The organism is Ciceribacter sp. L1K22 (assembly GCF_017599385.1).
GTDB lineage: Bacteria > Pseudomonadota > Alphaproteobacteria > Rhizobiales > Rhizobiaceae > Allorhizobium.
This window is the reverse complement of the sequence record NZ_JAGFPK010000001.1, coordinates 749047-772322: the sequence shown is the minus strand read 5'-3', so window position 1 is coordinate 772322 and position 23276 is coordinate 749047. Positions and strand designations below refer to the sequence as shown.

The window sequence follows — 23276 nt, the reverse complement described above, 5'->3', positions numbered from 1 at the left end:
GCCTCGGGTGAACTTGATTTACGTCACTCAACAGGACTAGTTTGCGCCTCCATGCCAGCCGGAGGAAGCGCTCCATGCAATCCATCATCGCCAAACTCAAAGACACCGTGGCCGCCACCAAGGCCACCGACCTGCGCGCCGCCTTCAAGGCCGACGGGTCTCGGTTTTCGACGTTCAGCGCGCGGCTCGATGACCTGCTGATGGATTATTCCAAGTGCGCGGTGAATGGCGAGATCATCGATCTGCTCGGCCAGCTTGCCGATGCCGCGGGTGTCGCCAAGAAGCGCGACGCGATGTTTGCCGGCGAGCCGATCAACTTCACCGAAGGCCGCGCCGTGCTGCATACGGCGCTGCGCAACCGGGCGAACACGCCTGTGATGGTGGACGGCAAGGATGTGATGCCCGACGTCAACGGCGTGCTGGCGGCCATGGGCGCGTTCGCGGACGGTATCCGCGACGGCACGATCAAGGGCGCGACCGGCAAGGCGATTACCGATGTCGTCAATATCGGAATCGGCGGCTCGGATCTCGGGCCGGCGATGGCGACGCTCGCCCTTGCGCCGTTCCACAACGGGCCACGCCTGCATTTCGTCTCGAACGTCGACGGGGCGCATATCGCAGATACGCTGAAGCTTCTGAATGCCGAAACGACTTTGTTCATTGTCGCCTCGAAGACCTTCACGACGATCGAGACGATGACCAACGCGCAGACGGCGCGAAAATTCATCGCCCATGCTCTGGGAGAGTCAGCTGTCGGACATCATTTCGCGGCTGTTTCCACCGCACTCGACAAGGTTGCGGCCTTCGGGATCGACGGATCCCGCGTGTTCGGGTTCTGGGACTGGGTTGGCGGACGCTATTCCATCTGGTCGGCGATCGGCCTCCCGCTGATGATCGCGATGGGACCCGACAATTTTGGCGCTTTTCTCGACGGCGCTCATGCGATGGACCGGCATTTCCGCGAGGCGCCGACGGCCTCGAACCTGCCCATGCTGCTCGGCCTGATCGGTTACTATCACCGCGTCGTGCTCGGCTATCCGACCCGCGCCATCCTGCCCTACGACCAGCGGCTGTCGCGCTTTCCGGCCTATCTGCAGCAGCTCGACATGGAATCGAACGGCAAGAGTGTCACCATCGGCAGCAAGGCGGTCGCCGGGCCAACGGGCCCCGTTGTCTGGGGCGAGCCAGGGACCAATGGCCAGCACGCCTTCTACCAGCTGATCCACCAGGGCACGGACATCATTCCGGCGGAATTCATGATCGCCGCCAACGGCTTCGAGCCGGACCTCCGCCACCAGCACGAATTGCTGATGGCGAATTGCCTGGCGCAGTCGGAAGCGCTGATGAAGGGACGCAGCCTCGATGAAGCTCGGGCGCAGCTCAAGGGCAAGATGGACGAGGCCGCGGTCGAGCGGATCGCGCCGCACCGTGTTTTCGCCGGCAACCGCCCGTCGATCACCTTCGTCTACGACCGCTTGACGCCGTTCGCGCTCGGACGCCTGATCGCGCTCTACGAGCACCGCGTGTTCGTCGAAGGGGCGCTGTTCGACATCAACTCGTTCGACCAGTGGGGCGTGGAGCTCGGCAAGGAACTGGCGACGGGGCTGTTGCCGGTGGTGCAGGGCAAGGACAGCGCCGAGGGGCACGACAGCTCGACGGTGGGACTGGTGAAGGCGCTGCTCAAGGCGCGGGGGTGACCCGAGCGCCTCAAGAACAGCTCTGGATGGTCGTCATTCCGGCGGGGCCCAAGACGTCCATGAGGTTCGCCTTCTGGACCAGCGGCAGATAGTTTTCGTGCGGAGATGTCCGCAACCATATCTCGAACGGCAATCTGCTGGTGGTGGCCGGAAAGTCGCCCTTCCAACAGCCACCAGAAATTCGGACGCTGAGGCTGCCCTTGCCGTGGCTGCCCTCCTGCTTCTCCGCCCGGATCTTCGCCTGAAAGGCGCGCAGGCCGACGACATCGCGAGCGGAGAGCGACAGGACGACCAGTTTTTCGCCCGGCCCCGGGAGGACCTCCAGTCCGGCGATGGCATTCGGAGTTTCCGTTACATTCAATCTGTATGTATGACGGATCGGAACTCCGCCGCCCGGCGACCAGCCCATCGTCAGAAGCGCGTTGCCGTTGCCGAGTTCGAGAGGGGCAGGAAGCTTTATCGCGACACGCAACCGACCAGGATCGGCATCAAGCGGTGAGATCGCGGCAAGTTTCGCGGCCGATTGCGGATCGACCGTTGTGCACGAGGAGAGGAGTGACAACACCAAGACGAACGCAGCGACGGCAGGCTGAGGTGAAGAGGACATCCCGTTGCTCACATATTGTTTGACGATATTGATTTATTGTTTTACGATAATTTTTATACGAAAAGCAACGGGAAATTATCATGACTGGTGACGCCTTTCAGAAAATCCGCCGCCTGAGCGAAGTCTTGAAACTACTGGTGATGGCCATCGCGCTCACCGGCGGTGCCACCCTTGCCTACTGTGCCTGGAGGCTTTCGTTTGATTTGCAGAACTTCACGACGGACATCGGACGCTACCTGTCCGGTGCTTCCTTGCCGATGACCTTCACGCCCGTCGCCATTGGCGTGCTCATCCTCATCGCCTGTATCAATACGGTCATCGCCTCCGGAGGTTTGCTCGCCGTTTGGTCACTCTTCGATCGCTACGCACATGGCGAGGTGTTTTCCGCGCGGTGTGGTGTGCTCTTACGTCGGGCAGGGATATTCGCCTTTGCGGGCGCTTTATCGTCCGTCGTATCGCGGACGGCCGCGATCCTGGCGGTTACCTACGCCAATCCGCCGGGGCAGAAGATGCTGACATTGGCATTTGGGACCACGGAACTCTTCCTCCTGCTGCTCGCAGGGATGCTGGTCCTGCTCGGCCATATCATGGCGGTGGGGGCAGACCTCGAGGCCGACTATCGGAGCTTCGTCTGACGGATGCCGATCGTCGTGAACCTGGACGTGATGCTGGCCAAGAGAAAAATGCGATCGAGGGAACTGGCCGAGCGGGTTGGAATTACCGAGCAGAACATTTCCCTGCTGAAGTCGGGCAAGGTCAAGGGCGTGCGCTTCGACACGCTGGAGAACATCTGCCGCGTGCTCGACTGTCAGCCGGGGGACATCCTCGAATTTCGCGAGGATGGGGCGGTCTGAGCCACGCCTGCTCCCTCAGAAACCAATCTCCGCCGCCGTCGGGGGATTTGCCCCGGCTCGCGAGACTGTCACGGCCGCTGCCTTCGCACCGACTATCAGCGCCTCGCGCACGGCGTCTTCCGAGAGCGTGGCAACCTTGTCCTTGGTCAGCAGGCCCTGACGCTTGAGGGAAGCCAGGATGCCGGCGTCGAAGGTGTCACCGGCGCCGACCGTATCGACGACCTCGACCTTTTCAGAGGGGACAGAGACCTTGAAGTTCGCGGTGTAGGCGGTGGCCCCTTCAGCACCCTTGGTCAGGACCACGAGCTTGGCGCCGCGCGTCACCCAATGGGCGGCGCGCTCGTCCTGCTTGCCTGTCAGTTCGAACCAGTCGAGGTCTTCATCGGAGAATTTGAGGATGTCGGACATATCGGCCATGCGGGCGATGCGGGCCTGGTGGGCCGCCTTGTCCTTGATGAAGCCCGGGCGGATGTTCGGGTCGAGCGAAATGACGCGCGCCTTGTGCTCGCGGGTCATCAAAGCCTCGTAGGTGGAGCCGCAGGGTTCCGGGATGAGGCTGATCGCGCCGAAATGCAGGGCTTCGCATCTGTCATCGAAGGTCGGAAGATCGGCCTCGGTGATCATGCGGCCGGCGGTGTTCTCGTCGTAGAAGGCATAAGTCGCCTGACCGTTGGTGAGCTTGACGAGCGCGATCGTGCAGGGGCGCGACAGGGTGGCGCAGTAGCTGAAGTCGACGCCTGACGATTTCAGCGTCTCGCGCAGGATGTCGCCCAGCATATCCTCGGAGAGGCCGGTGAAGAAGCCGGTCTCGATGCCGAGTCGGCCGAGCGCGATCGCCGTGTTGAAGATCGCACCGCCGGCGTAGGGAGCGAAAGCTTTTTCGCCCAGCGTCGTTTCACGCGGCAACATGTCGATCAGCGCTTCGCCGCAACATACAATCATGATGTCCTCCCGATGCTAACTCTTGTACCAAAATCGATAACTGAGCTTTTGCCAACTTACTAGAGCGAAAGCTCACTTACGCCGCCGTTGCGGCCGGACCATTCGAGCGGAGCGTCGAGGAATGCCTCGACGTCGGCAAGGGTTTTCTCGTCGAAGAGTTTCTGATCGCGCGCCACGGCGAGCACGTTGCGCCAGGTCGCGATGTAGTGGAGCTTCACCTTGCCATTGTCGAAACGGGCATGCGCCTCCGGGAAGATGCCATAGAAGAACAGCGCCATACCGTGGTCGACGACGCCGCCGGCGGCGCGGATGGCCTCGATGAACTTGAACATGCTGCCGCCGGCCGTGGTCAGATCCTCGATAACGAGGACGCGGGCCCCTTCCGGCATATGGCCCTCGATCTGGGCGTTGCGGCCATGGCCCTTGGGCTGCTTGCGGACATAGATCATCGGCAGGCCGAGACGCTCCGACAGGAAAGCCGCGAACGGAATACCCGCGGTCTCGCCGCCGGCGACCGCGTCGAACTGCTCGAAGCCGGCATTGCGCATGATTGTCGCGGCGGCGAAATCCATAACGGCGGAACGGACGCGCGGATAGGAAATGAGCTTGCGGCAGTCGATGTAGACCGGGCTCATCATGCCCGAGGAGAGCTTATAAGGCTTGTCGGCAGAGAAATGGACCGCCTTGATCTCCCAGAGCATTTTCGCGACGAGCTCGGCCATCACGGCGGGTTCGGGGAAAGTGGTCTGGATCATCGCTCGCTCCTGTCGCTGGTTGCCAAGAGCGCCATAGCAGCAACAGGCCCGACTGACCAGACGATGCACCGCCCAGGCGGCGATAGCGAACCGTTAGATGACCCAGAATTAATCCGCGCGCCTCTAACGGCCGGCCGGAACCTTCCCCACATCAGATTTGTTAATGAGCCAACCACCAGCCCGTCAGGGCAAGAGGAGTGACTTCCATGTCTGAACTCATCGTCATCGGCTATCCAGACAGCCAGACGGCAGAAGGGGCGCGCAACACGCTCTATCAGCTTTCGAAGGAATATCTCGTCGAAATCAAGGATGCGGTCGTCGCGGAAGCGAACGACAGCGGAGAGATCAAGCTGCACCAGATGGTGTCGATGTGGAGCATCGGAGCATCTGGCGGCGCCTTCTGGGGGTTGCTTGCGGGCATCCTGTTCTTCAATCCGCTGATTGGCGTGGCGGCCGGCGCGGGCGCCGGCGCGCTTGCAGGCGCGCTGACCGACTACGGCATCAACGACAACTTCATGAAGGACGTGGCCGGCGTTCTTCAACCCGGCCAGGCGGCGCTCTTCGTTCTGGCGGATCGTGCAGCCTCCGACAAGGTGATCGACAAGCTGTCGATGCACGGCGGCCGGATCATCCGCACCAATCTCGACACATCGAAGGAACAGGAACTTCGGGCCGCGTTCGAACGCGCGCGCGGCATACCGTCCACAACCCAGACCGACGACGCCGGACTTACAAAGGAGACCCCATGAACAACTATCTCATCATCCAGCCGCTGATCGCCCTGATCGCCGGCATTCTGATCCTGATCATGCCACGCCTGCTGAATTACGTTGTGGCAATATACCTGATCCTGATCGGCCTTGCCGGACTGCTACCGCAGGTCATGAGCTGAGTAGCCCGCGTATGACAAAAAATGCCCGGAACATAGGTCCCGGGCATTTCTTAAATGTCAGGCCGCCTGCTGAGGGCCGAAGCGGTTGTCACCCTGCTGGCTGGGCTGGACGTTGAAGTAGATCAACACGATCCAGCCGATCAGCGGGATGAACGCAATCAGAAGCCACCAGCCGCTGCGATCGGTATCGTGGAGACGGCGGGCGCCGACGGCGAGTTGCGGCAGCAATAAGCCGAGCGCGGCAATGGAATTCAGCAGTGGCGTCCCGAAGATCACGCTGTCGACTATCGACGTGACGATGTTGACGAGAAAAACAAAGAGGACGAACCACCAGAATTCAGGGCGCGATGCGCGTCCGTTGAAGGTGGCATATTTCGAAAGAACTGTGCGGACTGCGGTTTGAAAATCCATTTTCTACGATCCCTTGCAAACTCCCACGCAGGTGAGATTTACGCTGGCTGCCTGCGCAGGACAACGGGATCGGCATCTATAGGCGCAAAAATGGTCTTGAAGACGACTACTCGACCGCCCAGTGCAGCGGGAACATCGGATCGAAGACGGTGACGGGGCCGGCGCCGGTTTCGATCTTTGCCGGATAGGAAACCGGTTCTTCCCGCCGCACCAGGGTGATCCTGTCCTCGTTAGCCGGCAGACCGTACCAGGCAGGACCGTTGAGCGAGGTGAAAGCCTCCAGCTTCTCCAGAGCATCCTCCTCCTCGAACACATGAGCGAGACAGCTCATCGTGTTGATCGAGGTGTAGATGCCGGCGCATCCGCAGCCGCACTCCTTCAACGGATCGACATGGGGGGCGGAATCGGTGCCGAGGAAGAAGCGGGCATCGCCGGACGTCGCGGCGGCGCGCAAAGCGAGACGATGATGCTCGCGCTTGGCGACCGGCAGGCAATAATAATGCGGGCGGATACCACCAACCAGGATCGCATTGCGGTTGATGATCAGGTGATGGGTGGTGATCGACCCCGCGAGGTTCTTCTCAGCCGACCTGATGTAGTCGATGCCTTCCTTCGTGGTGACGTGCTCCATCGTCACCTTGAGCTCTGGCAGACGGCGACGCAGCGGATCGAGAACCGTCTCGATGAAGACCGCCTCGCGATCGAAGATGTCGACCTCTGGCGTCGTCACCTCGCCGTGGACGCAGAGCGGCAGGCCGATGTCAGCCATGCGCTCCAGCACCGGCATGGCCTTTTCCATGTCACGGACACCGCCGTGGGAGTTAGTCGTAGCCCCGGCAGGATAAAGCTTGACGGCGGTGATCAGACCCGAACGCTGGCCGGCCTCGACGTCGGCGGGATCGGTGTGCTCCGTCAGATAGAGCGTCATTAGCGGCTTGAAGGCATCACCAGGAGGCACCGCCGCCAGAATCCGATCGCGATAGGACGCAGCATCCGCCGTCGTGACAACAGGCGGAACAAGGTTGGGCATGATGATGGCGCGGCCAAAATGGCGGCTCGTATCGCCGACAACGCCTTCCAGCATCGCCCCGTCGCGCAGATGCAGATGCCAGTCGTCGGGACGGCGGATGCTCAGGGTTTTCATGACGGGCCTCACGCTGTTTCAAGGTTGCCCGTCGATACCACGTCATGCCGCCAAGACAAGGAGATTGCCTGTTGTCAGGCGATTTTTTCCCTCACCATGTCGCCAGCTTTTTCCGCAGCCTCAAGCAGACGCTCACAGCGGTCCAACTCCATGATGTGGCGAATGACAGGAAGGGCACGTTCGAACGCTGCGACGCAAGCCGGGTCGAACTGGGTGCCGGCACGGCCGAGAATGTGCTCCACGGTGCGCTCGTAGGTCCAGGCCGACTTATAAGGACGCTCGGTCGTCAGCGCATCGAAATTGTCGGCGATGCAGACGATGCGGCCGACAAGCGGGATCGCCTCGCCAGCGAGCCGGTTCGGATATCCCTGTCCGTCCCAGCGTTCGTGATGGCTGGCGGCAATCTCCGATGCCAGTTGCAGAAGCGAAGAATGTGTGCGGGCGAGGATATCGCTTCCGGCCTGCGTGTGGGCCTGCATCTGGCGATACTCGGCTTCCGTCAGCCGACCCTGCTTGAGCAGGACCGTATCGGGAATGGCGACCTGGCCAATGTCGTGCATGGGCGCGGCGAGAAGAATATCGCGGCACTGCTCTTCGGACAGACCCAGTTCGCGCGCAATGGCCTCCGAATAGGCGGCGACGCGCTTGGTGTGGCGGGCGGTTTCGGGGTCCTTGTAACCGGCGGCAAGCGTCAGGCGATGAATGATCTCCTGCTCGCGCTCGCGCAGTTGAACCACCGCCTTGTCTACCTCGCGGCGCAGCCATTCCGCTTGGTCTGCGAGCTTGCGGCGCGCATCGGCGAGACTGACGATATTGTGGACGCGAGCGTGGAACTCCACAGGATTGACCGGCTTCGTCAGGAAATCGATCGCGCCGGCATTCAGCGCCTCCATGCGCGTCGTCATATCGGTGTCAGCTGTGATGAAGATGACCGGGACCGCCGCGTATTTTTCGAAGCGGGCGATTTCGGTGTAGAGCTCTACCCCGTTGTAAACCGGCATCTGGAAATCCAGGATAGCGACATCGAAATCGAGATCCGGCAGCGCAGACAGCACGGCGTCGGGACTCGAAAAGGGCAAGGCTTCGCAGCCGTCGAGCTTGGCCACCAGCTTCGTGATCAGTTTCAGGTTGGTGTTGTTATCGTCCACCAGGAGAATACGCATGACTTCCTCCGTGCCGTTCAGGCGACAAGCCTTGATTTCATGAATTCGATTTCGCCGCTGAGATCCTGGATATCGGCGGGTGTGGGCGGGGTTTGGCGCAGGGCGTGGGCGCGCTCTGCGATGCCGTTCAGTCCAACATTCACGGCAGCACCCTTGATCGTATGCAGGACACGGTCGACCGCCTGGGGCTCGCCCTTGGCAACGACATCCTGCAACTCACCGATCAACTGGTCGGCATCCGTGAAGAAACATTCCATCAGCTCGCGGAAGACATCTTCTCCCAGAGCGTCGAGAAGTTCATTCTGACGCGCCTCATCGAAGCCGACGAGTTCGTCGATGCCGGCGAAGGGATTGAGGTCTTCGGCCGATGCGGCTTCCGCAGTGTAGTCGACCTCGACCTGAGGCTCGGGGCCGGCGGCGTGATGAGCGATGACGCTGCGAAGCCGCTCCATCGTCACCGGCTTCGATTCGAAGCCGGACATACCTGCCTCGGCGCAGCGGCGGCGATCATCGTCGGAGGCATTTGCGGTCATCGCCACGATCGGCGTTGCGGCTGCCCGGCCCCCGCGCTCCAGGATGCGACGCGTCGCTTCTATTCCATCCATCACGGGCATCTGCATATCCATCAAAATCAGGTCGAAGTCCTCGCGAGACGTTAGATCAAGCGCTTCGACGCCATCCGCGGCGACTGTTACGTCCTGGCCGAGGCGTTCGAGGAAGCGGACGGCCACCTGCTGGTTGACGGCATTGTCCTCGACGAGAAGGATCCGCAGGTGCGGGAGGTCCTCCAACAGTTCGTTGATCCGTGTCTGGTGGCGAACTTCCTCGCGAACGGTGGGCGTGACCGCCAGTTCGAACCAGAAGATGCTGCCGACGCCGACGGTGCTGCTCATGCCCAGTTCGCCGCCGAGCTTTTCAACGATCTGCTTGCAGATCGTGAGGCCGAGCCCGGTGCCGCCGTATTTGCGGCTGATCGAGGCATCGACCTGGGAAAAGGGCTTGAACAGTTTCTCAATGCCTGATTCCTCGATGCCGATGCCGGTATCCTCGACCTCGAACCGCAGCATCAGGGCACTGTCACGGTAGAACTCGCGCAGGCGCAGGGTGACAGTGCCTTCGCTGGTGAATTTCACCGCGTTGCTGAGCAGGTTCAGCAGAACCTGGCGCAAGCGCGTCGGATCGGTGCGCACGTAGCGGGCGTGGAGCGAATCGGGGATATCGAGAACGACGGTGTTGCAGTGTTCGTCCGCGCGACCGCGGATGATGCCGACGGTGCTTTCGGCGAGGCTGCGAATATCGACCGCGCGTTCCTCCAGTTCGAGCTTGCCGTGCTCGATCTTCGAATAGTCGAGGATCTCGTTGATGACTTCCAGCAACGCCTCGCCCGAGGCCCGGATCGTCTTCACGCTGGCAGCTGCATCGTCCGGCAGCTTCGACAGCTGCAGGAGCTCGGCCATGCCGAGGATCGCGTTGAGGGGGGTGCGAATCTCGTGTCCCATAGTCGCCATGAATTGCGACTTAGCACGGTTGCCGGCATCGGCCGCCTCATAGGCGTCCGTCAGTTCGTGCGTCATCGCTTCCAGGCTCAGGCCGGCGGCGCGGACCGATTTCAACTGGCGCCGCAGCGTGACGACGAGAAAAATCACCGACGCCATCAACAGGACGAGCATGATGACCGAGGTTCTCTCAAGCTCGCGCACCGCAGCCTGACTCTCCGCCCGCTCGTCCTTCAGCTTCTCATTGGTGTGGAGCAACAGCTCATCCGTTCTGGCGGCGAGCAGAACGATCGCCCGATCGAGCGCAGAGACAGCCGCTCGATTGAGGTCACCTGTCGGCACCAGCCCGTCGATCAGAGGCGCTAGCTCCTGCACGTCCGCCTCTATCGCCGTGACCATGGCGTCAACAACGCGGTCGCCGGAGAAATGATCAGCTTGAAGCGACTGCCGGATTGCGGCGGCCCGGCTGGAGACGTCTTTGTAGTGACGAACCAGCGCCGACAATGCCTGAGTCTGCGTCGGGTGCGCTGCGCGGCCAGAGGCGAGTTCGGCAAGATCGTGGTCCAGTCCCCTCACCTCGCGGTCCAGCTGATAAGCCGACCACACAACGTTCTCACGGATCCCGTCCTGGAGATCCCGGAACCGGCTCGATATATCGGCGAACAGCATGACAAGAACGATCAGCAGCGCGGCCGACAGAACCTGAAGGATCAGGGTGGTCTTGCCGGCCTTGCGGATGATGTCGCCGCTGATGTTGGAGAAGCGATTCATAGCGTCGCCTCGCAATACCGCGTCCGGACCGGTGCCGGTGACGACATCACCAAGGACGGGAGCTGCGAACGCACGGCTTTCATGGCCGACCCGTTTCAACCGGCGAGGGCGGCGTCTGCCCGCCCGTAATGCGTAAACAGCAGCGTACGGAACGCGATTGCCTCGACCGGCTTGGTCAGGAAATCCGTGACGCCTGCCTCGATCGCCGCGTGGCGAAGCCCTGGTTCGCTGTCTGCCGTAACCATGATCATCGGAACGTCGTCATAGCGCTCCATCATGCGAACCGCCTTGGTGAACTGGATGCCATTCATGCCCGGCAGAACATGGTCGACGATCAACAGGCGGAAACGCGTGTGATGGCAAAGCTCCAGAGCACGGACCGGATCAGCCTCAATCACGATGTCGTCGGTCGTCACCTTCTTCGCAAGGTGCTTGAGCACCATTGCGTTGGTCGCGTTGTCCTCAATGATCAAGATCGCCATAACTGCTCCCGTCGACGGCAGCGCCGTCAGTCCACCCCGATACGCCTGCGGCAGAGCCTCATCTGGAGGAGTGCCGGTATCCACGAGGATTTATCAAAAGCAGACTGAAATTGGCTGAAGCAAATCCGGACAATTTTACCGATGTGCGCCAAAAAACGTCCAATTCAGAAGACGCTGATAAAGGGCGAAGACAACGCGGCGGTCGGCCGGATCCGGCCTGGCTAGAGAATAGTTCCAGCCGAGGGTCCCCACACGTCCGTCAGGGCGAAGCCGTCGCCCAGAGGATCGAAGGGATCGAGTGCAACCTGATGAAGACCGAAGGTGAAGCCGCGCCCGGCTATAGTCGGCACGATGGCGGAACGACCGGCGATCGTCGTGACGGCGGAAAGGCCCACCTCGAACTCGGACCCGATGATCGACCGCGACTTGAACACATCGCCGACCTTGACCTTGCCGCGGGCGTAAAGCGCCGCAAGATTTGCGGAATTGCCCGTGCCGCAGGGGGAGCGGTCGACGCGGCCCGGCCACATGGTGGTGCAGGTGCGGACGGCGCCATCCGGATCGATATCGCGGAACATGACATAGGCGACGCCGGAAATCGCCTCGATTTCAGGATGCGTCACGGGAACGGTGCGATTGATCAGATCCTTGAGAACCATGCCGGCTTCGACCAGCTTGCGGGCATTGGCCTTCTCGATCTTCACGCCGATCGATGCGGCATCAACCAGCGCATAGAAGATGCCGCCGAAGCAGATGTCGACGCTGATGGTGCCCCATTCTTCGGTCGCTATGGGAAGGTCGAGCGTATCGACGAAGGACGGCACCATTGTCAGCGTGACCTTTTCGCAGCGACCGTCATGGCAGGTCGCTACCGCACGGACGAGGCCCGCCGCCGTGTCGAGAACGACGACCGTTTCGGGCTCCTTCATCTCGACGATACCGCTTTCGAGCAGCGCCGTCGTCATGCAGATGGAGTTGGAACCGGAACTGGCATGCGCCTGGTCCGGTTGTAGTATGACCATGCCGGCGTCGGCGTCGGGGTGCTTCGCTGGCAGGAGCAGGTTGACCGAACCGATCGGGGCGCCACGCGGCTCGAGAACGAGGAAACGGCGAAGCGCCTCGCCTTTCGGATCGGTATTCAGCCAATGCAGCTGTTCGGCGATCGTGGCGCCGGGTATTTTCGGCACGCCGCCGACGGCGATCTTGCCAATTTCTCCCTCGCAATGAACGTCGATCAGCTGGATCGTGCGCTTCCACCGCATGAACGTCATCCCTTCCGTGTCCGCGCGAATGGACATGTGTGCCACGCGCCGCCTGGATCGCAAACTTATAACTTGTGATATATCAGGCGCATTGCGTTGACCACGGTTTTCTTCGCCGTTGCGACGCACCGGCCCGTTCATCATCCTGTCAAAGACCGCCCCTAGAGCACGCGTCAAACGCTTCGGAGACCGCCTCATGACCAAGATCATCCAGCTTACCGACCTGCACATGGTGCCGGAAGGCCAGACCATCATCGGCCTCGATCCCTTCACCAGGATCGGCCGGGCGGTGGAGCACATCAACCGATACCAGGCGGACGCCGATCTCGTGATCATATCGGGGGACCTTACCCACTACGGCGACGAGGCATCGTATCGGCGGCTTCGGCATTTGCTGGCGGACCTCCTGCCGCCGATGGTCGTGACGATCGGCAATCACGATCGGCGCGAGATCTTCCGCTCGGTGTTCGCGGACGTGATGCCCGACGACGACGGCTTCATCCAGCGCGTTGTCGATTTCGAGGACTGCCGCGTCATCGTTCTCGATACCGCGCACGAGCGCCTTGCCGACGATCCGCTTCACGCGGCCGGAACACTCTGCGATCTGCGCCTCGGCTTTCTCGAGCGCGCGCTCGCGGCCGCCGACGCGCGGCCCGTGCTCGTCTTCATGCACCACCCGCCCCACGATACGGGCTTCGTCGGCATGGACGAGATCAAGCTGACGAATGGCGAAGCCTTCCACGACCTCATCGGCCGGTTCGGCAATGTCCGGCACATTTTCGCCGGTCATGTGCATCGCACCATTAGCGGAAGCTATCGCGGGACGCCCTATTCCATCTTCAAGAGCCCGGTGCACCAGCAGCCCATGCCCTTCGAGGTGAGCGATTCCGATTCCTCCGTCGACGAGCCCGGCGCCTACGGCATCATCCGCGTGTTGCCAAATGGCATCCAGGTGCACAACGAGGACTACGAGATCGCCGTCAGGACCGACGAGGCCGGTTTCGCCGCACGCGCGGTCGCCTAGATGGCCACGTGACGGGCGCCGGCGCTCAGACCGGCATCATCGTGCCGCGCTCGCGCAGAGCGACATGCCAGGAGAGAGCTTCCTCGATGACGTGCGGTGTTTGTCCGCCGCGCGCTCTTGCCCGGTCGAAATAATCCGCCAGGGCATCCCTGTAATCCTCGTGAACGCAGTTGCGGATGATCACTTCGGCGCGCTCGCGCGGGGCGAGCCCGCGCAGATCCGCAAGGCCTTTCTCGGTGATCAGGATGTCGACGTCGTGCTCTGTATGATCGACGTGGCTTACCATCGGCACGACGGAGGAGATTGTACCCTTCTTGGCCGTGGACTTTGTGACGAAGATCGACATGTAGGCGTTGCGGGCGAAATCGCCGGAGCCGCCAATGCCGTTCATCATATGGGTGCCTCCAACATGGGTTGAGTTGACGTTGCCGTAGATGTCAAACTCAAGCGCGGTATTGATGCAGATGAGACCGAGCCGCCGGATGACTTCCGGATGATTGCTGATCTCCTGCGGCCTGAGGATCAGGTGATGCTTGTATTCCGCCAAACGCGGCAGGATGTGGGCGTTCATCTCGCTCGAGAGCGTGATCGACGAACCCGAGGCGAAGGTCAGCTTGCCGGAATCGAGCAGTTCGAAGGTCGAATCCTGCAGAACCTCGGAATACATCTTCAGGTCATGGAAGGGAGCGTCAATGAAGCCGTGGAGAACGGCGTTCGCAATCGTCCCGATGCCGGCCTGAAGGGGTTGGAGATCGTAGCCCATGCGGCCCTTATGGACCTCGTTCAGCAGGAAATCCGTCAGGTGGCCGGCAATGGCGCGGGTGTCGTCGTCCGGTTTGTCGACATTGGCGAAGCTATCGTGCTTCTCCGAGATGACGATGCCGGCGATTTTTTCCGGCGGCACCGGGATGTAGGGCAGGCCGATGCGACTGTCGGCAGTCACCACTGGAATCGGCATGCGCGATGGACGGCGCTGCGGGATGAAGATGTCGTGCAGGCCTTCCAGGGTGGTCGGCTGCGACATGTTCAGTTCGACGATCACCTTGTCGGCGAGAATGGCGAAGCTGGCGGAATTGCCGACGGAGGTGGTCGGCACGATGCCGCCATGCTCGAGGATGGCGACCGCCTCGATGACCGCAATGTCGACGGGCTGCAACTGTCCGGTGCGGAGCTGTTCCACCGTTTCGGAGAGATGCTGGTCGATGAACATCACCTCGCCTGCGTTGATGAGCTTGCGCAGCCCCGGATCGGACTGGAAGGGCATGCGGCGGGCCGTGACATGGGCTTCGGCCAGCGTCCGGTCGAGGTCATTGCCGAGGGAGGCACCGGTGATGAGCGTGATCTTCAAGGGATCGGTCCTCGCACGCTCGGCGAGCGCCAGCGGCACGGCCTTCGCTTCGCCAGCCCGCGTGAAACCGCTCATGCCCACCGTCATGCCATCCCTAATCATCGCGGCAGCCTGATCGGCGGTGATGACTCGATCGAGAAGCGATTTATGGCGAATGCGGTCACGCAGCATGAGTTGCTCCTGAAAATCGGCCTGGACGCCGGCCCAGAAATAAAGGCCGCAGTACCAGATGGCGGAAGATCGGCGCCGCAACATTGATTTTTATCAAAAGGCCAAACAGGGCAGCAATGCGATTTACGCACGGCTATCGTTAAGCGCCCAAAGACAACTCAAAGGCAGTCAATGCATGATGATGACTACAGTTAGCATTCTCATTGCATCCTGAGTATCGCTTCAGATAGCGCCAGGGGTGGAATATAATTTTTTACAAAAGAATATGCTTATTTTCTGCAATTTAAGCGTTATATTTAATGCGTGCCGTTCGTAGATAGAAGGAACCGACGATGAGCTTTGATGATGGGTTCAAATTGAAAATTATGGGAAATGCATCGATACGGGGAGGTCGATACGGCATTAGGCTTGAAAGTGAGCCACATGAAAAAATAGAAGTTCTAGTAACTGACAACGCTCAAATCCATGGCGATTTCGATGCTATATTTCGCGAAATCCGCGAGACAAGGAAAAAAAGTAAAATATTGTCAATAATTCCGGACAAACAATGGGAAAATTTTGATTTACAACTGAAACTTAATCCGAGCGACGCTATTACTCCGAAATATTTCGAGAATATCGCTGTACAAAGCGGTTTATCTTCTTGGTTAAGCTCGCATGGCATTGAGCTGGCCTCATTTTGTCTTGAGGTTTATAAATCCCTGCGAGGATAACATGATTTTGAAGGACGTTGGAATATTCGGATTTAAGTATGGTGTGGGAATAGTGGGCAACACACCTGTTACCATTGATGGCGGGACAATTAGGGCTCGGGAGGCTGGCATATTGAGGCTGCCATCACCGTCATTGCATCCCGCATTGAAGCATAAAGGGGGTAATACGTATGTGTTGACTCTGCCAAAGGAGCTAATGCAAAATATTGCTGCGGCCGCGAACGGAATTCGACCAAGCTCTAAAAACGTGAGCAGCTTTGTGACTGCTGTAAGACTCGATAAATTTCTTACGGAGGTCGGACTCCCCACAGACTGTCTCAACCACATAATTACCGGGTCTGATTTTGTCATCGACGGAGACGGGCGCCTTCTCCTGTCGGCCAATGTCCGAAATACGTGATTCTAGGAATGTACCTACGGCGGGATCACAATCCTTTAAATCGACGTAATGGCTAACGACGCCAGCGATCACTTGCTCGTTTATTTACGTGCTAAACTTTTTTATAGAAGTGATGCAGCATTGATAATGTGCAGGTGGATATTTTTCGGAAAATCCAGTTAGTTCAATCAGAATAGACGATGTGTAAAATACACACAACCGCATCCCGCATAGCATCTCTCTTCGCTACGCTGGGGAATTACAAAAAATGGCGCACCCGAAGAGATTCGAACTCCTGACCCCCAGATTCGTAGTCTGGTGCTCTATCCAGCTGAGCTACGGGTGCTTGCCTCAGACCGGCGTCGCCGGCTGCGTGGCGATCCTCTAAAGCGAGAGCGAAGCGAATGCAAGAGGATTTCGGAAAAAAACGACGATAGCTTTTTCTCCGGTGGATCCGTTGGCCGATGTCATTGACGCTCGAGGCGGGCACGCCAGTCTTCCAGCGCCACCGGCCGATCCGGAATCTCGATGCGGAATAACGTTCCCGGATCGGGCTTCTCCACCAGGGCGATGGTGCCGCGATGGGCAAGGACCAATTCGCGAGCAATGGCGAGGCCAAGCCCCGTGCCGCCGGAACGGGCCGAACCGCGGAAGGCGGCAAAGAGATTTTCGCGAGCTTTCGGCGGCATGCCGGGACCGGTGTCGTCGATCGAAATCGACACCACGGTTCCGACGCGGTGTGCCGTCAGCGTCACACATCGCTCCTGCGATGCATCCGAAGGGAGATGATTAGACAGCGCCTGGACCGCGTTTCGGCAGATGTTGTGAATAACCCGGAAAAGCTGCTCGCTGTCGGCATCGACCTCCAAATCCTCGGGCACCACATCCACGAACTGGATGCCGTGGGCCGGATCTATAGCGAGAATATCGCGCACTTCCTGGACGAGGTGACACAGCGGGAAACGTCGGCGGCGCGGTTCGGCTTCGGAGGCTTGACCATAGGCCAGCACCTCGCTGGTATAGCCCACAGCGCGGTCGATGGTACGCAACAGCTTCGGCGCGAAGCTCTTCACCATCGGATCCTCGACATCGACCAGACGGTCCGACATCAATTGGGCGGAGGCGAGAATGTTGCGCATGTCGTGGTTGATCTTCGAGACCGCCAGACCAAGATCGGCAAGGTTCTTCTGTTGCTTCAGCGTCTTCTGCAGCTGCTCCTGCATGGCGGCCAGATGGCGCTCGGCGACCGCGATCTCATCACCGCCGCTTCCGGCTCGCAGGACGCGGGCAGGGTTTTCCGGCTCGGCGGCAAAAGCCTGCATGCTGCGGGTCAGCCGGCGCATGGGAACGATCATCATTCGGTTAATGGCAAGGAAGATGAGGACGGCGGTGAACAGCGAGATGATGATCGAGACGCTGAACACCTGGCGGGCATAAGCCAGCATGGCGTTGCGGAGGCTACTTTCCTCCAGAAGGAGTTCTATCTCTGTATCGCTGTCTCCAACGGGGCCATAGACCTGCATGATACGGTCGCCACCAAACAGGAGCGTCGACAGGGCATCGCGGACAGCATCCAGCATCGGCACGTCGCGCAGGTCGTAAGTGAGGTCGACCTGCGGCGGCATGTTCTCGACCGCCAAAAGTTTGGAGGTGCCGTCACTGCGGAGTGCGATCGCCTTGGTGCCGGTCGCCATAAGGGCACTGTCCTGGACCGCGCGCGGAAGCTCGATCGGCTGCAGCCCGTCGATCACAACGCTCGCCGCGCCGGCCGTGTTCAGCCTGTCCCGCAGCCAGGCAAGCCGCATATTGGCAATGGAGGGTACGAAGATGAGGACCTCGGCGATCATCACGAACATGACTGTCAGCCAGAGAAGACGCGTCGACAGTCCCCTCACCAGACGGGGTGCGGCGCTCTCTATCTCATCACGCTGCTGTCCGTCGGCCTGCCCGCCCGGCATCGTCTGATCTCCTCGGTCGACCGTGCCTGTTCCACAGTCGTTTTGCGCACTTATACTTTAGAACATCATGGTGGATTTTCCAACCGGGACCGCGGCACGGTTTGCGCGACAAAGGAGCCTATGCGGCAATTGACTCCGACAGCCTTCGCCCGTATAAGCCGCCGTCATTCGGACAGGCTCGTCGTGCTGCGACTTAACGCCGCCGGAGATCAAACCAACGCTCTTGCACTTGTTGCAAAACCAAGAAGGGCCGCACACCGCGGTATCAAATAAATGAAGCGTACCTACCAACCTTCCAAGCTTGTTCGCAAGCGTCGCCACGGTTTCCGTGCGCGCATGGCCACCAAGGGCGGCCGCAAGGTTATCGCCGCTCGTCGCGCTCGCGGTCGCGCGCGCCTGTCGGCGTAACATACAGTGCACGCCCGTGAGCAAACCCGGGCATAAGCGCACTCATGGTTCCAAATCGGCTGTCGGCCGGCTGAAAAGCCGGCCGCAGTTTCTTGCGGTTCGCGCAGGCGAACAGCGCAAGGGCCGCTTCTTTCTCCTCGAGGTCCTCGACCATGGAGATCCTGAAGCACCGCCCCGCGTCGGCTTCACCGTTACCAAGAAACACGGCAACGCCGTCGAGCGCAATCGGATGCGCCGACGCCTCAGAGAGGCTGTTCGCCTTTCGGCGGCATTTGCAATGAAGCCGGGACACGACTATGTCATCGTCGGCCGAAGGGACGCGCTGACCGCGCCTTTCAACGAACTTGCCAGTCAACTGACGCAACGTATAGAAGCCAGACCCAGAAACGAGCGGTCCAACGGCCCTCGCTCCAGGAAGGTATGATGGAAAACAAACGCAACTACTTCATTGCCATCGCGCTGTCGGTGCTGATCGTGCTGGCATGGCAGTTCCTCTACATGAATCCGAGGATCGAGGCGCAGCGCCAGGCGCAGCAGGCACAGGAAGCGCAGCAGGCACAGCAGCAGGCCGCCCAACCAGCAAGCCCGGCCCAGGCGCCGGCGGTCGACGGAGCCCTGCCCGGTGCGATCCAGGCAACCGCCGAGGCGACACGCGAGCAGGCCATAGCCAAATCCCCGCGCGTTGCAATCGAGACGAACGCGCTGGTCGGTTCCATCAACCTTGCCGGCGCCCGCTTCGATGACCTGAAGCTCAAGGACTACCGCGAGACGGTGGATGACGACAGCCCGATCATCACCCTGCTCAGCCCGGCCGACAGCCGCAGCGGCTATTTCACCGAGCTTGGCTATGTCGGCTCAAGCGAAGCAGGCAGTGTGCCCGGACCTGCAACGGTCTGGACGCTTTCCGAAGGCGACAAGCTGACGGAAACGACGCCCGTCACGCTGACCTACACAAACGATGCGGGCCTTACCTTCACGCGCAAGATTTCCGTCGATGAACATTATATGTTCACGGTGGAAGATATCGTCAGCAACGGGGGGACGGCGACCGCTTCTCTTTCGCCCTATGGCCGCGTGACGCGCTACAACAAGCCGTCCACTCCATCGATCTATGTCCTGCACGAAGGCTTTCTCGGTGTCTTTGGAACCGATGGTGGGCTTGTCGAGGAAAAGTACAGCAATATCGAAGAAGAACCGTATCTCGCGCCCAAGGCGACCGGGGGCTGGTTCGGCGTGACAGACAAGTACTGGGCGACGGCGATCATCCCGCAACAGGATACCGCCTACGAAAGCCGCTTCTCGCACTTTACCGACGGCCAGACGCGCTACCAGGCTGACTACAAGACCGATGCAGTGTCAGTCGACGCCGGACAGAGCGTGGCGATGACCACCCGCGTGTTCGCCGGCGCGAAGGAAGTGCCTGTCGTCGACAGCTACGAAGCCGACCTTTCGATTCCGAAGTTCGATCTCCTGATCGACTGGGGCTGGTTCTACTTCATCACCAAGCCGATGTTCAAACTGATGGATTTCTTCTTCCGGATGGTTGGCAACTTCGGCGTGGCGATCCTGCTCACCACGATCGTCGTAAAGCTTCTGTTCTTCCCGCTCGCCAACAAGCAGTACGCCTCCATGGCCAATATGAAGCGCGTGCAGCCGAAAATGGAAGAGCTGAAGGCCAAGCATGGCGATGACCGCATGGCGCTGCAGCAGGCGATGATGCAGCTCTACAAGGACGAGAAGATCAACCCGGTGGCCGGCTGCTGGCCGATCCTCCTGCAGATCCCGGTGTTCTTCGCGCTCTACAAGGTGATCTACGTCACCATCGAGATGCGTCATGCACCGTTCTTCGGCTGGATCCAGGACCTGTCGGCTCCCGATCCGACGACCTTCATCAACCTGTTCGGCCTGCTTCCGTTCGAGGGTCCGACCTTCCTGCATCTCGGCGTCTGGCCGATCATCATGGGTATCACCATGTGGATGCAGATGCGGATGAACCCGACGCCGCCGGATCCCACCCAGGCGATGCTGTTCAACTGGATGCCCGTGATCTTCACGTTCATGCTCGGTACCTTCCCGGCCGGTCTCGTGATCTACTGGGCCTGGAACAACACGCTCTCGGTCCTGCAGCAGTCGATCATCATGAAGCGCCACGGGGTGAAGATCGAACTGCTCGACAACATCAAGAACATTTTCCGGCGAAAACCTGCCGCAAGCAAATGATCGGGAGGCCGGGCACTTGTCCGGCCTTTTTTCTTTTCGAGTGTTCGCAAGCGGATCAGCCTTGGTCGCCGCCGGCGCATTGCGCTGCATGGCCGGGCTTTAAATCTGTTGCAGAGTGGTGGAGCATGCCGTCGAGGCATGAGCGGGAGACACAGGCATGAGCGACATGACGCGTGTCGGAAATGTTGCGACACAGGCCGGACGGCTGGACATCGGCGGTGTCGCGCTCGTGCTGGGATCGGCAATCGCCTGGAGCTTCGGCGGTGCCATCGCGCGCTATCTCGAGGTTCAGGATAGCTGGACAATCGTCTTCTGGCGCTGTTTGTTCGCGGGTATCTTCCTGCTAACGTTCATGCTCATTCGCGATGGCGGTCGCGGGACCCTGCGATTGTTCCGCGACATGGGATGGCCCGGACTGACGGTTGCCATGGGCTTTGCGACCGCATCGACCTGCTTCATCATCGCGATCAGCTATACGACGGTCGCCAACGTGGTGCTGCTGCAGGCAGGGGTACCGCTGTTTGCCGCGCTGATCTCCTGGCTGATCTTCCGGGAGCCCATCTCCCGGATAACTTGGGCGGCGATCGCGGCGGTGATTGGGGGTGTTGCGATCATGGTATCCGGCTCGCTCGAGGGACGGATATCGCCGATCGGAAATGGTCTCGCCCTGTTGATCGCCGTGGTGTTTGCCCTGACCACCGTCGTTACCCGACGCTATCCGCATGTGAGAATGACACCGGCTGCGTGCGTCGGCTGCTTCGCAGCATCGGCGATTGCGGGAAGCCTTGCGGGCACATGGGTGGTCTCGGCGCCTGATCTCGCTCTCCTCTTCGCATTCGGCGCTCTCAACCTCGGCCTCGGCATGGCCCTCTTCGTGACCGGTGCCCGAACGATCCCCGCCGCGCTCGCTGCCCTGCTCGGCACGATGGAGACGATGCTAGGGCCGATCTGGGTGGCTTTGTTGCATGAGGAAATCCCCGACAGCCGGACGGTTGTCGGCGGCAGCGTCATTCTCGTTGCACTCGTCGTCTACCTCGGATTCGAACTGCGGCGGCAGAACCCCAGGACGCCCCGGGCGGTACCTCCGACCATCTGACGCAGCGCTCGTTCATCCACCGAATCGGCGCGAAGGCTTGACTCCGGGCCGCAAAACACCGATTCCGCCGGATGACAACGGAAGACGGTATGATGACCAGCAGCAGCGACGGGACGACGCGCCCCATCTTCGGCAATCCGTGGATATTCATCCGCGGCGTTCCGGCAATGAAATTTCTCCCGCCGGAAGGTCCGCCGGAAATCGCCTTCGCCGGGCGGTCCAATGTCGGCAAATCGTCGCTGATCAATGCGCTGGTGGGACACAAGGGTTTGGCACGGACCTCCAATACGCCGGGGCGAACGCAGGAGCTTAATTACTTCGTGCCCGAGGGCTATACGGGCGATGCGAGCGACCTGCCGCCGACGGCGATCGTGGACATGCCGGGCTATGGCTACGCCCAGGCGCCGAAGGAACAGGTGGACGCCTGGACCAAGCTCGTCTTCGACTATCTGAGAGGGCGCTCGACGCTGAAGCGCGTCTATGTGCTGATCGATGCCCGGCATGGCATCAAGAAGAACGACGAGGAGGTTTTGAGCCTGCTCGACAAGGCGGCCGTGTCGTACCAGATCGTGCTCACCAAAACCGACAAGATCAAGGATCCCGCCGTTCCGAAGCTCGTCTCCGAGACACTGGAGAAAATCCGCAAGCGGCCCGCCGCCTACCCCGTCGTGATCGCAACCTCTTCGGAAAAGGGTGGAGGCCTCGACGAGTTGAGAGCCGCGATAAACGAGGCCGTGGGTCTCGGAGCCTGACGCGACCCCGAGACCCCTATTCCACTGCCTGACCCTTTACGACTTCGGCAGCAGAACCTTGTCGATGACGTGGATTACGCCGTTCGACTGCTTGACGTCGGCGATAGTGACGGTGGCGACGCCGCCGGTCTCGTCGGTCAGGGTGATCTTGCCCATGTCCTCTTTCGCCTTCAGTACGCAGCCGCCGACGGTCGTCACATCGTGCTCGCCGCCATCGTCGGCGATCATCTTGGCCACGGCGGACGACATTGCCTCAGCCGCGACCACATGGCAGGTCAGGACCTTGGTCAGCTGGTCCTTGTTTTCAGGCTTCAGCAGGGTATCGACAGTCCCAGCAGGCAGCGCCGCAAAGGCTTCATTGGTCGGCGCAAAAACGGTGAACGGTCCGGCGCCGGAAAGGGTGTCAACAAGACCAGCGGCCTGGACGGCGGCGACGAGGGTGGTGTGATCCTTCGAGTTGACGGCGTTCTCGACGATGTTCTTGTCTTCATACATGGCGGCACCGCCGACCATCGGGTTTTCGGCGTGGGCCACCGAGGCGCCGAGGCCGATGACGGTTGCGGCAAGAAGCATGCGGATACGGGCTTTGGTCATGGTGATCTCCTCTTCCTTGTTCTCCGGTCACTTTGTCGGATCGACGTCCGGGACCGGGGTTGGCGATCCGTCTTGCGGGATCTTCAAAAAAGACGAGACGTTCGGAAAAGAAGTTTCAGCACATCGAGGAAAATCGC

General features: G+C 60.4%; 24 protein-coding genes and 1 tRNA gene. 12 read left to right on the top strand and 13 right to left on the bottom strand.

Translation table 11 applies throughout. The annotated features are described in order from the left end of the window. Window positions 1–74: 74 nt before the first annotated feature. A complete protein-coding gene (gene pgi / locus J5J09_RS03815) occupies window positions 75–1697 on the top strand; it encodes a glucose-6-phosphate isomerase (protein ID WP_208548365.1) in 1623 nt (540 codons plus the stop codon). 10 nt (window positions 1698–1707) lie between these two features. Here the strand turns inward: pgi and J5J09_RS03810 are convergent, their stop codons facing one another. Further along, entirely contained in the window at window positions 1708–2304 is a 597-nt protein-coding gene (locus J5J09_RS03810; RefSeq protein ID WP_208548364.1) for a hypothetical protein, read from the bottom strand. Window positions 2305–2384: 80 nt separating this feature from the next. On the opposite strand from J5J09_RS03810, the gene J5J09_RS03805 reads away from it, so the two are divergent. Together J5J09_RS03805 and J5J09_RS03800 are read left to right on the top strand one after the other, a co-directional pair. Further along, window positions 2385–2939 (top strand): DUF2975 domain-containing protein, encoded by a 555-nt coding sequence (locus J5J09_RS03805; protein WP_208548363.1) that lies wholly within the window; start codon window positions 2385–2387, stop codon window positions 2937–2939. 3 nt (window positions 2940–2942) lie between these two features. Then, window positions 2943–3158, top strand: a complete 216-nt coding sequence (locus J5J09_RS03800) for a helix-turn-helix transcriptional regulator (protein ID WP_208548362.1) — start codon at window positions 2943–2945, stop codon at window positions 3156–3158. A gap of 15 nt (window positions 3159–3173) precedes the next feature. Here the strand turns inward: J5J09_RS03800 and J5J09_RS03795 are convergent, their stop codons facing one another. Both J5J09_RS03795 and J5J09_RS03790 read right to left on the bottom strand, forming a co-directional pair. Next, a complete protein-coding gene (locus J5J09_RS03795; RefSeq protein ID WP_208548361.1) occupies window positions 3174–4100 on the bottom strand; it encodes a carbohydrate kinase in 927 nt (308 codons plus the stop codon). A gap of 59 nt (window positions 4101–4159) precedes the next feature. Then, a complete protein-coding gene (locus J5J09_RS03790) occupies window positions 4160–4855 on the bottom strand; it encodes an orotate phosphoribosyltransferase (protein ID WP_208548360.1) in 696 nt (231 codons plus the stop codon). 206 nt (window positions 4856–5061) lie between these two features. On the opposite strand from J5J09_RS03790, the gene J5J09_RS03785 reads away from it, so the two are divergent. Both J5J09_RS03785 and J5J09_RS03780 read left to right on the top strand, forming a co-directional pair. Further along, the gene (locus J5J09_RS03785; RefSeq protein WP_208548359.1) at window positions 5062–5604 is read left to right on the top strand and encodes a DUF1269 domain-containing protein; all 543 of its coding nucleotides are present in this window, start codon (window positions 5062–5064) and stop codon (window positions 5602–5604) included. Continuing rightward, window positions 5601–5747, top strand: coding sequence for a DUF3096 domain-containing protein (locus J5J09_RS03780; RefSeq protein WP_208548358.1), 147 nt, complete (start codon window positions 5601–5603; stop codon window positions 5745–5747). Before J5J09_RS03785 ends, J5J09_RS03780 begins: the two co-directional genes overlap by 4 nt. Before the next feature lie 57 nt (window positions 5748–5804). Here the strand turns inward: J5J09_RS03780 and J5J09_RS03775 are convergent, their stop codons facing one another. The 6 genes from J5J09_RS03775 to J5J09_RS03750 all read right to left on the bottom strand — a co-directional run bounded on the left by J5J09_RS03775 (window position 5805) and on the right by J5J09_RS03750 (window position 12476). Continuing rightward, on the bottom strand, window positions 5805–6158 hold the full coding sequence (locus J5J09_RS03775) for a DUF805 domain-containing protein (protein WP_208548357.1): 354 nt from the start codon (window positions 6156–6158) through the stop codon (window positions 5805–5807). A gap of 106 nt (window positions 6159–6264) precedes the next feature. Then, entirely contained in the window at window positions 6265–7302 is a 1038-nt protein-coding gene (gene pyrC / locus J5J09_RS03770; RefSeq protein ID WP_208548356.1) for a dihydroorotase, read from the bottom strand. Between the two features lie 74 nt (window positions 7303–7376). Beyond that, window positions 7377–8465 (bottom strand): HD domain-containing phosphohydrolase, encoded by a 1089-nt coding sequence (locus J5J09_RS03765; RefSeq protein WP_208548355.1) that lies wholly within the window; start codon window positions 8463–8465, stop codon window positions 7377–7379. Between the two features lie 17 nt (window positions 8466–8482). Continuing rightward, the gene (locus J5J09_RS03760; protein ID WP_208548354.1) at window positions 8483–10732 is read right to left on the bottom strand and encodes an ATP-binding protein; all 2250 of its coding nucleotides are present in this window, start codon (window positions 10730–10732) and stop codon (window positions 8483–8485) included. Between the two features lie 95 nt (window positions 10733–10827). Continuing rightward, complete coding sequence (locus J5J09_RS03755; protein ID WP_208548353.1) at window positions 10828–11214, bottom strand: response regulator; 387 nt, start codon at window positions 11212–11214, stop codon at window positions 10828–10830. A 221-nt stretch (window positions 11215–11435) separates the two neighbouring features. Continuing rightward, on the bottom strand, window positions 11436–12476 hold the full coding sequence (locus tag J5J09_RS03750; RefSeq protein ID WP_208553029.1) for a proline racemase family protein: 1041 nt from the start codon (window positions 12474–12476) through the stop codon (window positions 11436–11438). Between the two features lie 196 nt (window positions 12477–12672). Between J5J09_RS03750 and J5J09_RS03745 the strand changes: the two genes are divergently transcribed. Continuing rightward, on the top strand, window positions 12673–13500 hold the full coding sequence (locus J5J09_RS03745; RefSeq protein WP_208548352.1) for a phosphodiesterase: 828 nt from the start codon (window positions 12673–12675) through the stop codon (window positions 13498–13500). A gap of 25 nt (window positions 13501–13525) precedes the next feature. Here J5J09_RS03745 and J5J09_RS03740 read toward each other — a convergent pair whose 3' ends face one another. Continuing rightward, window positions 13526–15019 carry an acetyl-CoA hydrolase/transferase family protein gene (locus J5J09_RS03740; RefSeq protein ID WP_208548351.1) on the bottom strand — a complete coding sequence of 498 codons (1494 nt, stop codon included), beginning with the start codon at window positions 15017–15019 and terminating at the stop codon, window positions 13526–13528. A 332-nt stretch (window positions 15020–15351) separates the two neighbouring features. Here J5J09_RS03740 and J5J09_RS03735 point away from each other — a divergent pair, with 332 nt between their 5' ends. Then, the gene (locus J5J09_RS03735; RefSeq protein WP_208548350.1) at window positions 15352–15732 is read left to right on the top strand and encodes a hypothetical protein; all 381 of its coding nucleotides are present in this window, start codon (window positions 15352–15354) and stop codon (window positions 15730–15732) included. Between the two features lie 648 nt (window positions 15733–16380). Here the strand turns inward: J5J09_RS03735 and J5J09_RS03730 are convergent. Both J5J09_RS03730 and J5J09_RS03725 read right to left on the bottom strand, forming a co-directional pair. After that, window positions 16381–16457: transfer RNA gene (locus tag J5J09_RS03730), tRNA-Arg, on the bottom strand. Window positions 16458–16578: 121 nt separating this feature from the next. Beyond that, window positions 16579–18069 carry a HAMP domain-containing sensor histidine kinase gene (locus tag J5J09_RS03725; protein WP_208548349.1) on the bottom strand — a complete coding sequence of 497 codons (1491 nt, stop codon included), beginning with the start codon at window positions 18067–18069 and terminating at the stop codon, window positions 16579–16581. A 273-nt stretch (window positions 18070–18342) separates the two neighbouring features. Between J5J09_RS03725 and rpmH the strand changes: the two genes are divergently transcribed. The 5 genes from rpmH to yihA all read left to right on the top strand — a co-directional run bounded on the left by rpmH (window position 18343) and on the right by yihA (window position 22545). Then, window positions 18343–18477 carry a 50S ribosomal protein L34 gene (gene rpmH, locus J5J09_RS03720; RefSeq protein ID WP_208548348.1) on the top strand — a complete coding sequence of 45 codons (135 nt, stop codon included), beginning with the start codon at window positions 18343–18345 and terminating at the stop codon, window positions 18475–18477. A gap of 16 nt (window positions 18478–18493) precedes the next feature. Next, window positions 18494–18901, top strand: coding sequence for a ribonuclease P protein component (gene rnpA, locus J5J09_RS22760; protein WP_208548347.1), 408 nt, complete (start codon window positions 18494–18496; stop codon window positions 18899–18901). After that, on the top strand, window positions 18898–20697 hold the full coding sequence (gene yidC / locus J5J09_RS03710; protein WP_208548346.1) for a membrane protein insertase YidC: 1800 nt from the start codon (window positions 18898–18900) through the stop codon (window positions 20695–20697). Before rnpA ends, yidC begins: the two co-directional genes overlap by 4 nt. A 166-nt stretch (window positions 20698–20863) precedes the next feature. Then, complete coding sequence (locus J5J09_RS03705; protein WP_246745899.1) at window positions 20864–21793, top strand: DMT family transporter; 930 nt, start codon at window positions 20864–20866, stop codon at window positions 21791–21793. A 92-nt stretch (window positions 21794–21885) separates the two neighbouring features. Beyond that, window positions 21886–22545 (top strand): ribosome biogenesis GTP-binding protein YihA/YsxC, encoded by a 660-nt coding sequence (yihA, locus tag J5J09_RS03700; RefSeq protein ID WP_208548344.1) that lies wholly within the window; start codon window positions 21886–21888, stop codon window positions 22543–22545. 36 nt (window positions 22546–22581) lie between these two features. On the opposite strand, the gene J5J09_RS03695 is transcribed toward yihA, so the two are convergent. Continuing rightward, window positions 22582–23139 carry a fasciclin domain-containing protein gene (locus tag J5J09_RS03695; RefSeq protein WP_208548343.1) on the bottom strand — a complete coding sequence of 186 codons (558 nt, stop codon included), beginning with the start codon at window positions 23137–23139 and terminating at the stop codon, window positions 22582–22584. Window positions 23140–23276: the final 137 nt, after the last annotated feature.

Coding starts and splice junctions, on each gene's coding strand:
- pgi (WP_208548365.1), top strand. CDS start 75: ATGCAATCCATCATCGCCAAACTCAAAGACACCGTGGCCGCCACCAAG.
- J5J09_RS03810 (WP_208548364.1), bottom strand. CDS start 2,304: ATGTCCTCTTCACCTCAGCCTGCCGTCGCTGCGTTCGTCTTGGTGTTG.
- J5J09_RS03805 (WP_208548363.1), top strand. CDS start 2,385: ATGACTGGTGACGCCTTTCAGAAAATCCGCCGCCTGAGCGAAGTCTTG.
- J5J09_RS03800 (WP_208548362.1), top strand. CDS start 2,943: ATGCCGATCGTCGTGAACCTGGACGTGATGCTGGCCAAGAGAAAAATG.
- J5J09_RS03795 (WP_208548361.1), bottom strand. CDS start 4,100: ATGATTGTATGTTGCGGCGAAGCGCTGATCGACATGTTGCCGCGTGAA.
- J5J09_RS03790 (WP_208548360.1), bottom strand. CDS start 4,855: ATGATCCAGACCACTTTCCCCGAACCCGCCGTGATGGCCGAGCTCGTC.
- J5J09_RS03785 (WP_208548359.1), top strand. CDS start 5,062: ATGTCTGAACTCATCGTCATCGGCTATCCAGACAGCCAGACGGCAGAA.
- J5J09_RS03780 (WP_208548358.1), top strand. CDS start 5,601: ATGAACAACTATCTCATCATCCAGCCGCTGATCGCCCTGATCGCCGGC.
- J5J09_RS03775 (WP_208548357.1), bottom strand. CDS start 6,158: ATGGATTTTCAAACCGCAGTCCGCACAGTTCTTTCGAAATATGCCACC.
- pyrC (WP_208548356.1), bottom strand. CDS start 7,302: ATGAAAACCCTGAGCATCCGCCGTCCCGACGACTGGCATCTGCATCTG.
- J5J09_RS03765 (WP_208548355.1), bottom strand. CDS start 8,465: ATGCGTATTCTCCTGGTGGACGATAACAACACCAACCTGAAACTGATC.
- J5J09_RS03760 (WP_208548354.1), bottom strand. CDS start 10,732: ATGAATCGCTTCTCCAACATCAGCGGCGACATCATCCGCAAGGCCGGC.
- J5J09_RS03755 (WP_208548353.1), bottom strand. CDS start 11,214: ATGGCGATCTTGATCATTGAGGACAACGCGACCAACGCAATGGTGCTC.
- J5J09_RS03750 (WP_208553029.1), bottom strand. CDS start 12,476: ATGCGGTGGAAGCGCACGATCCAGCTGATCGACGTTCATTGCGAGGGA.
- J5J09_RS03745 (WP_208548352.1), top strand. CDS start 12,673: ATGACCAAGATCATCCAGCTTACCGACCTGCACATGGTGCCGGAAGGC.
- J5J09_RS03740 (WP_208548351.1), bottom strand. CDS start 15,019: ATGCTGCGTGACCGCATTCGCCATAAATCGCTTCTCGATCGAGTCATC.
- J5J09_RS03735 (WP_208548350.1), top strand. CDS start 15,352: ATGAGCTTTGATGATGGGTTCAAATTGAAAATTATGGGAAATGCATCG.
- J5J09_RS03725 (WP_208548349.1), bottom strand. CDS start 18,069: ATGCCGGGCGGGCAGGCCGACGGACAGCAGCGTGATGAGATAGAGAGC.
- rpmH (WP_208548348.1), top strand. CDS start 18,343: ATGAAGCGTACCTACCAACCTTCCAAGCTTGTTCGCAAGCGTCGCCAC.
- yidC (WP_208548346.1), top strand. CDS start 18,898: ATGATGGAAAACAAACGCAACTACTTCATTGCCATCGCGCTGTCGGTG.
- J5J09_RS03705 (WP_246745899.1), top strand. CDS start 20,864: ATGACGCGTGTCGGAAATGTTGCGACACAGGCCGGACGGCTGGACATC.
- yihA (WP_208548344.1), top strand. CDS start 21,886: ATGACCAGCAGCAGCGACGGGACGACGCGCCCCATCTTCGGCAATCCG.
- J5J09_RS03695 (WP_208548343.1), bottom strand. CDS start 23,139: ATGACCAAAGCCCGTATCCGCATGCTTCTTGCCGCAACCGTCATCGGC.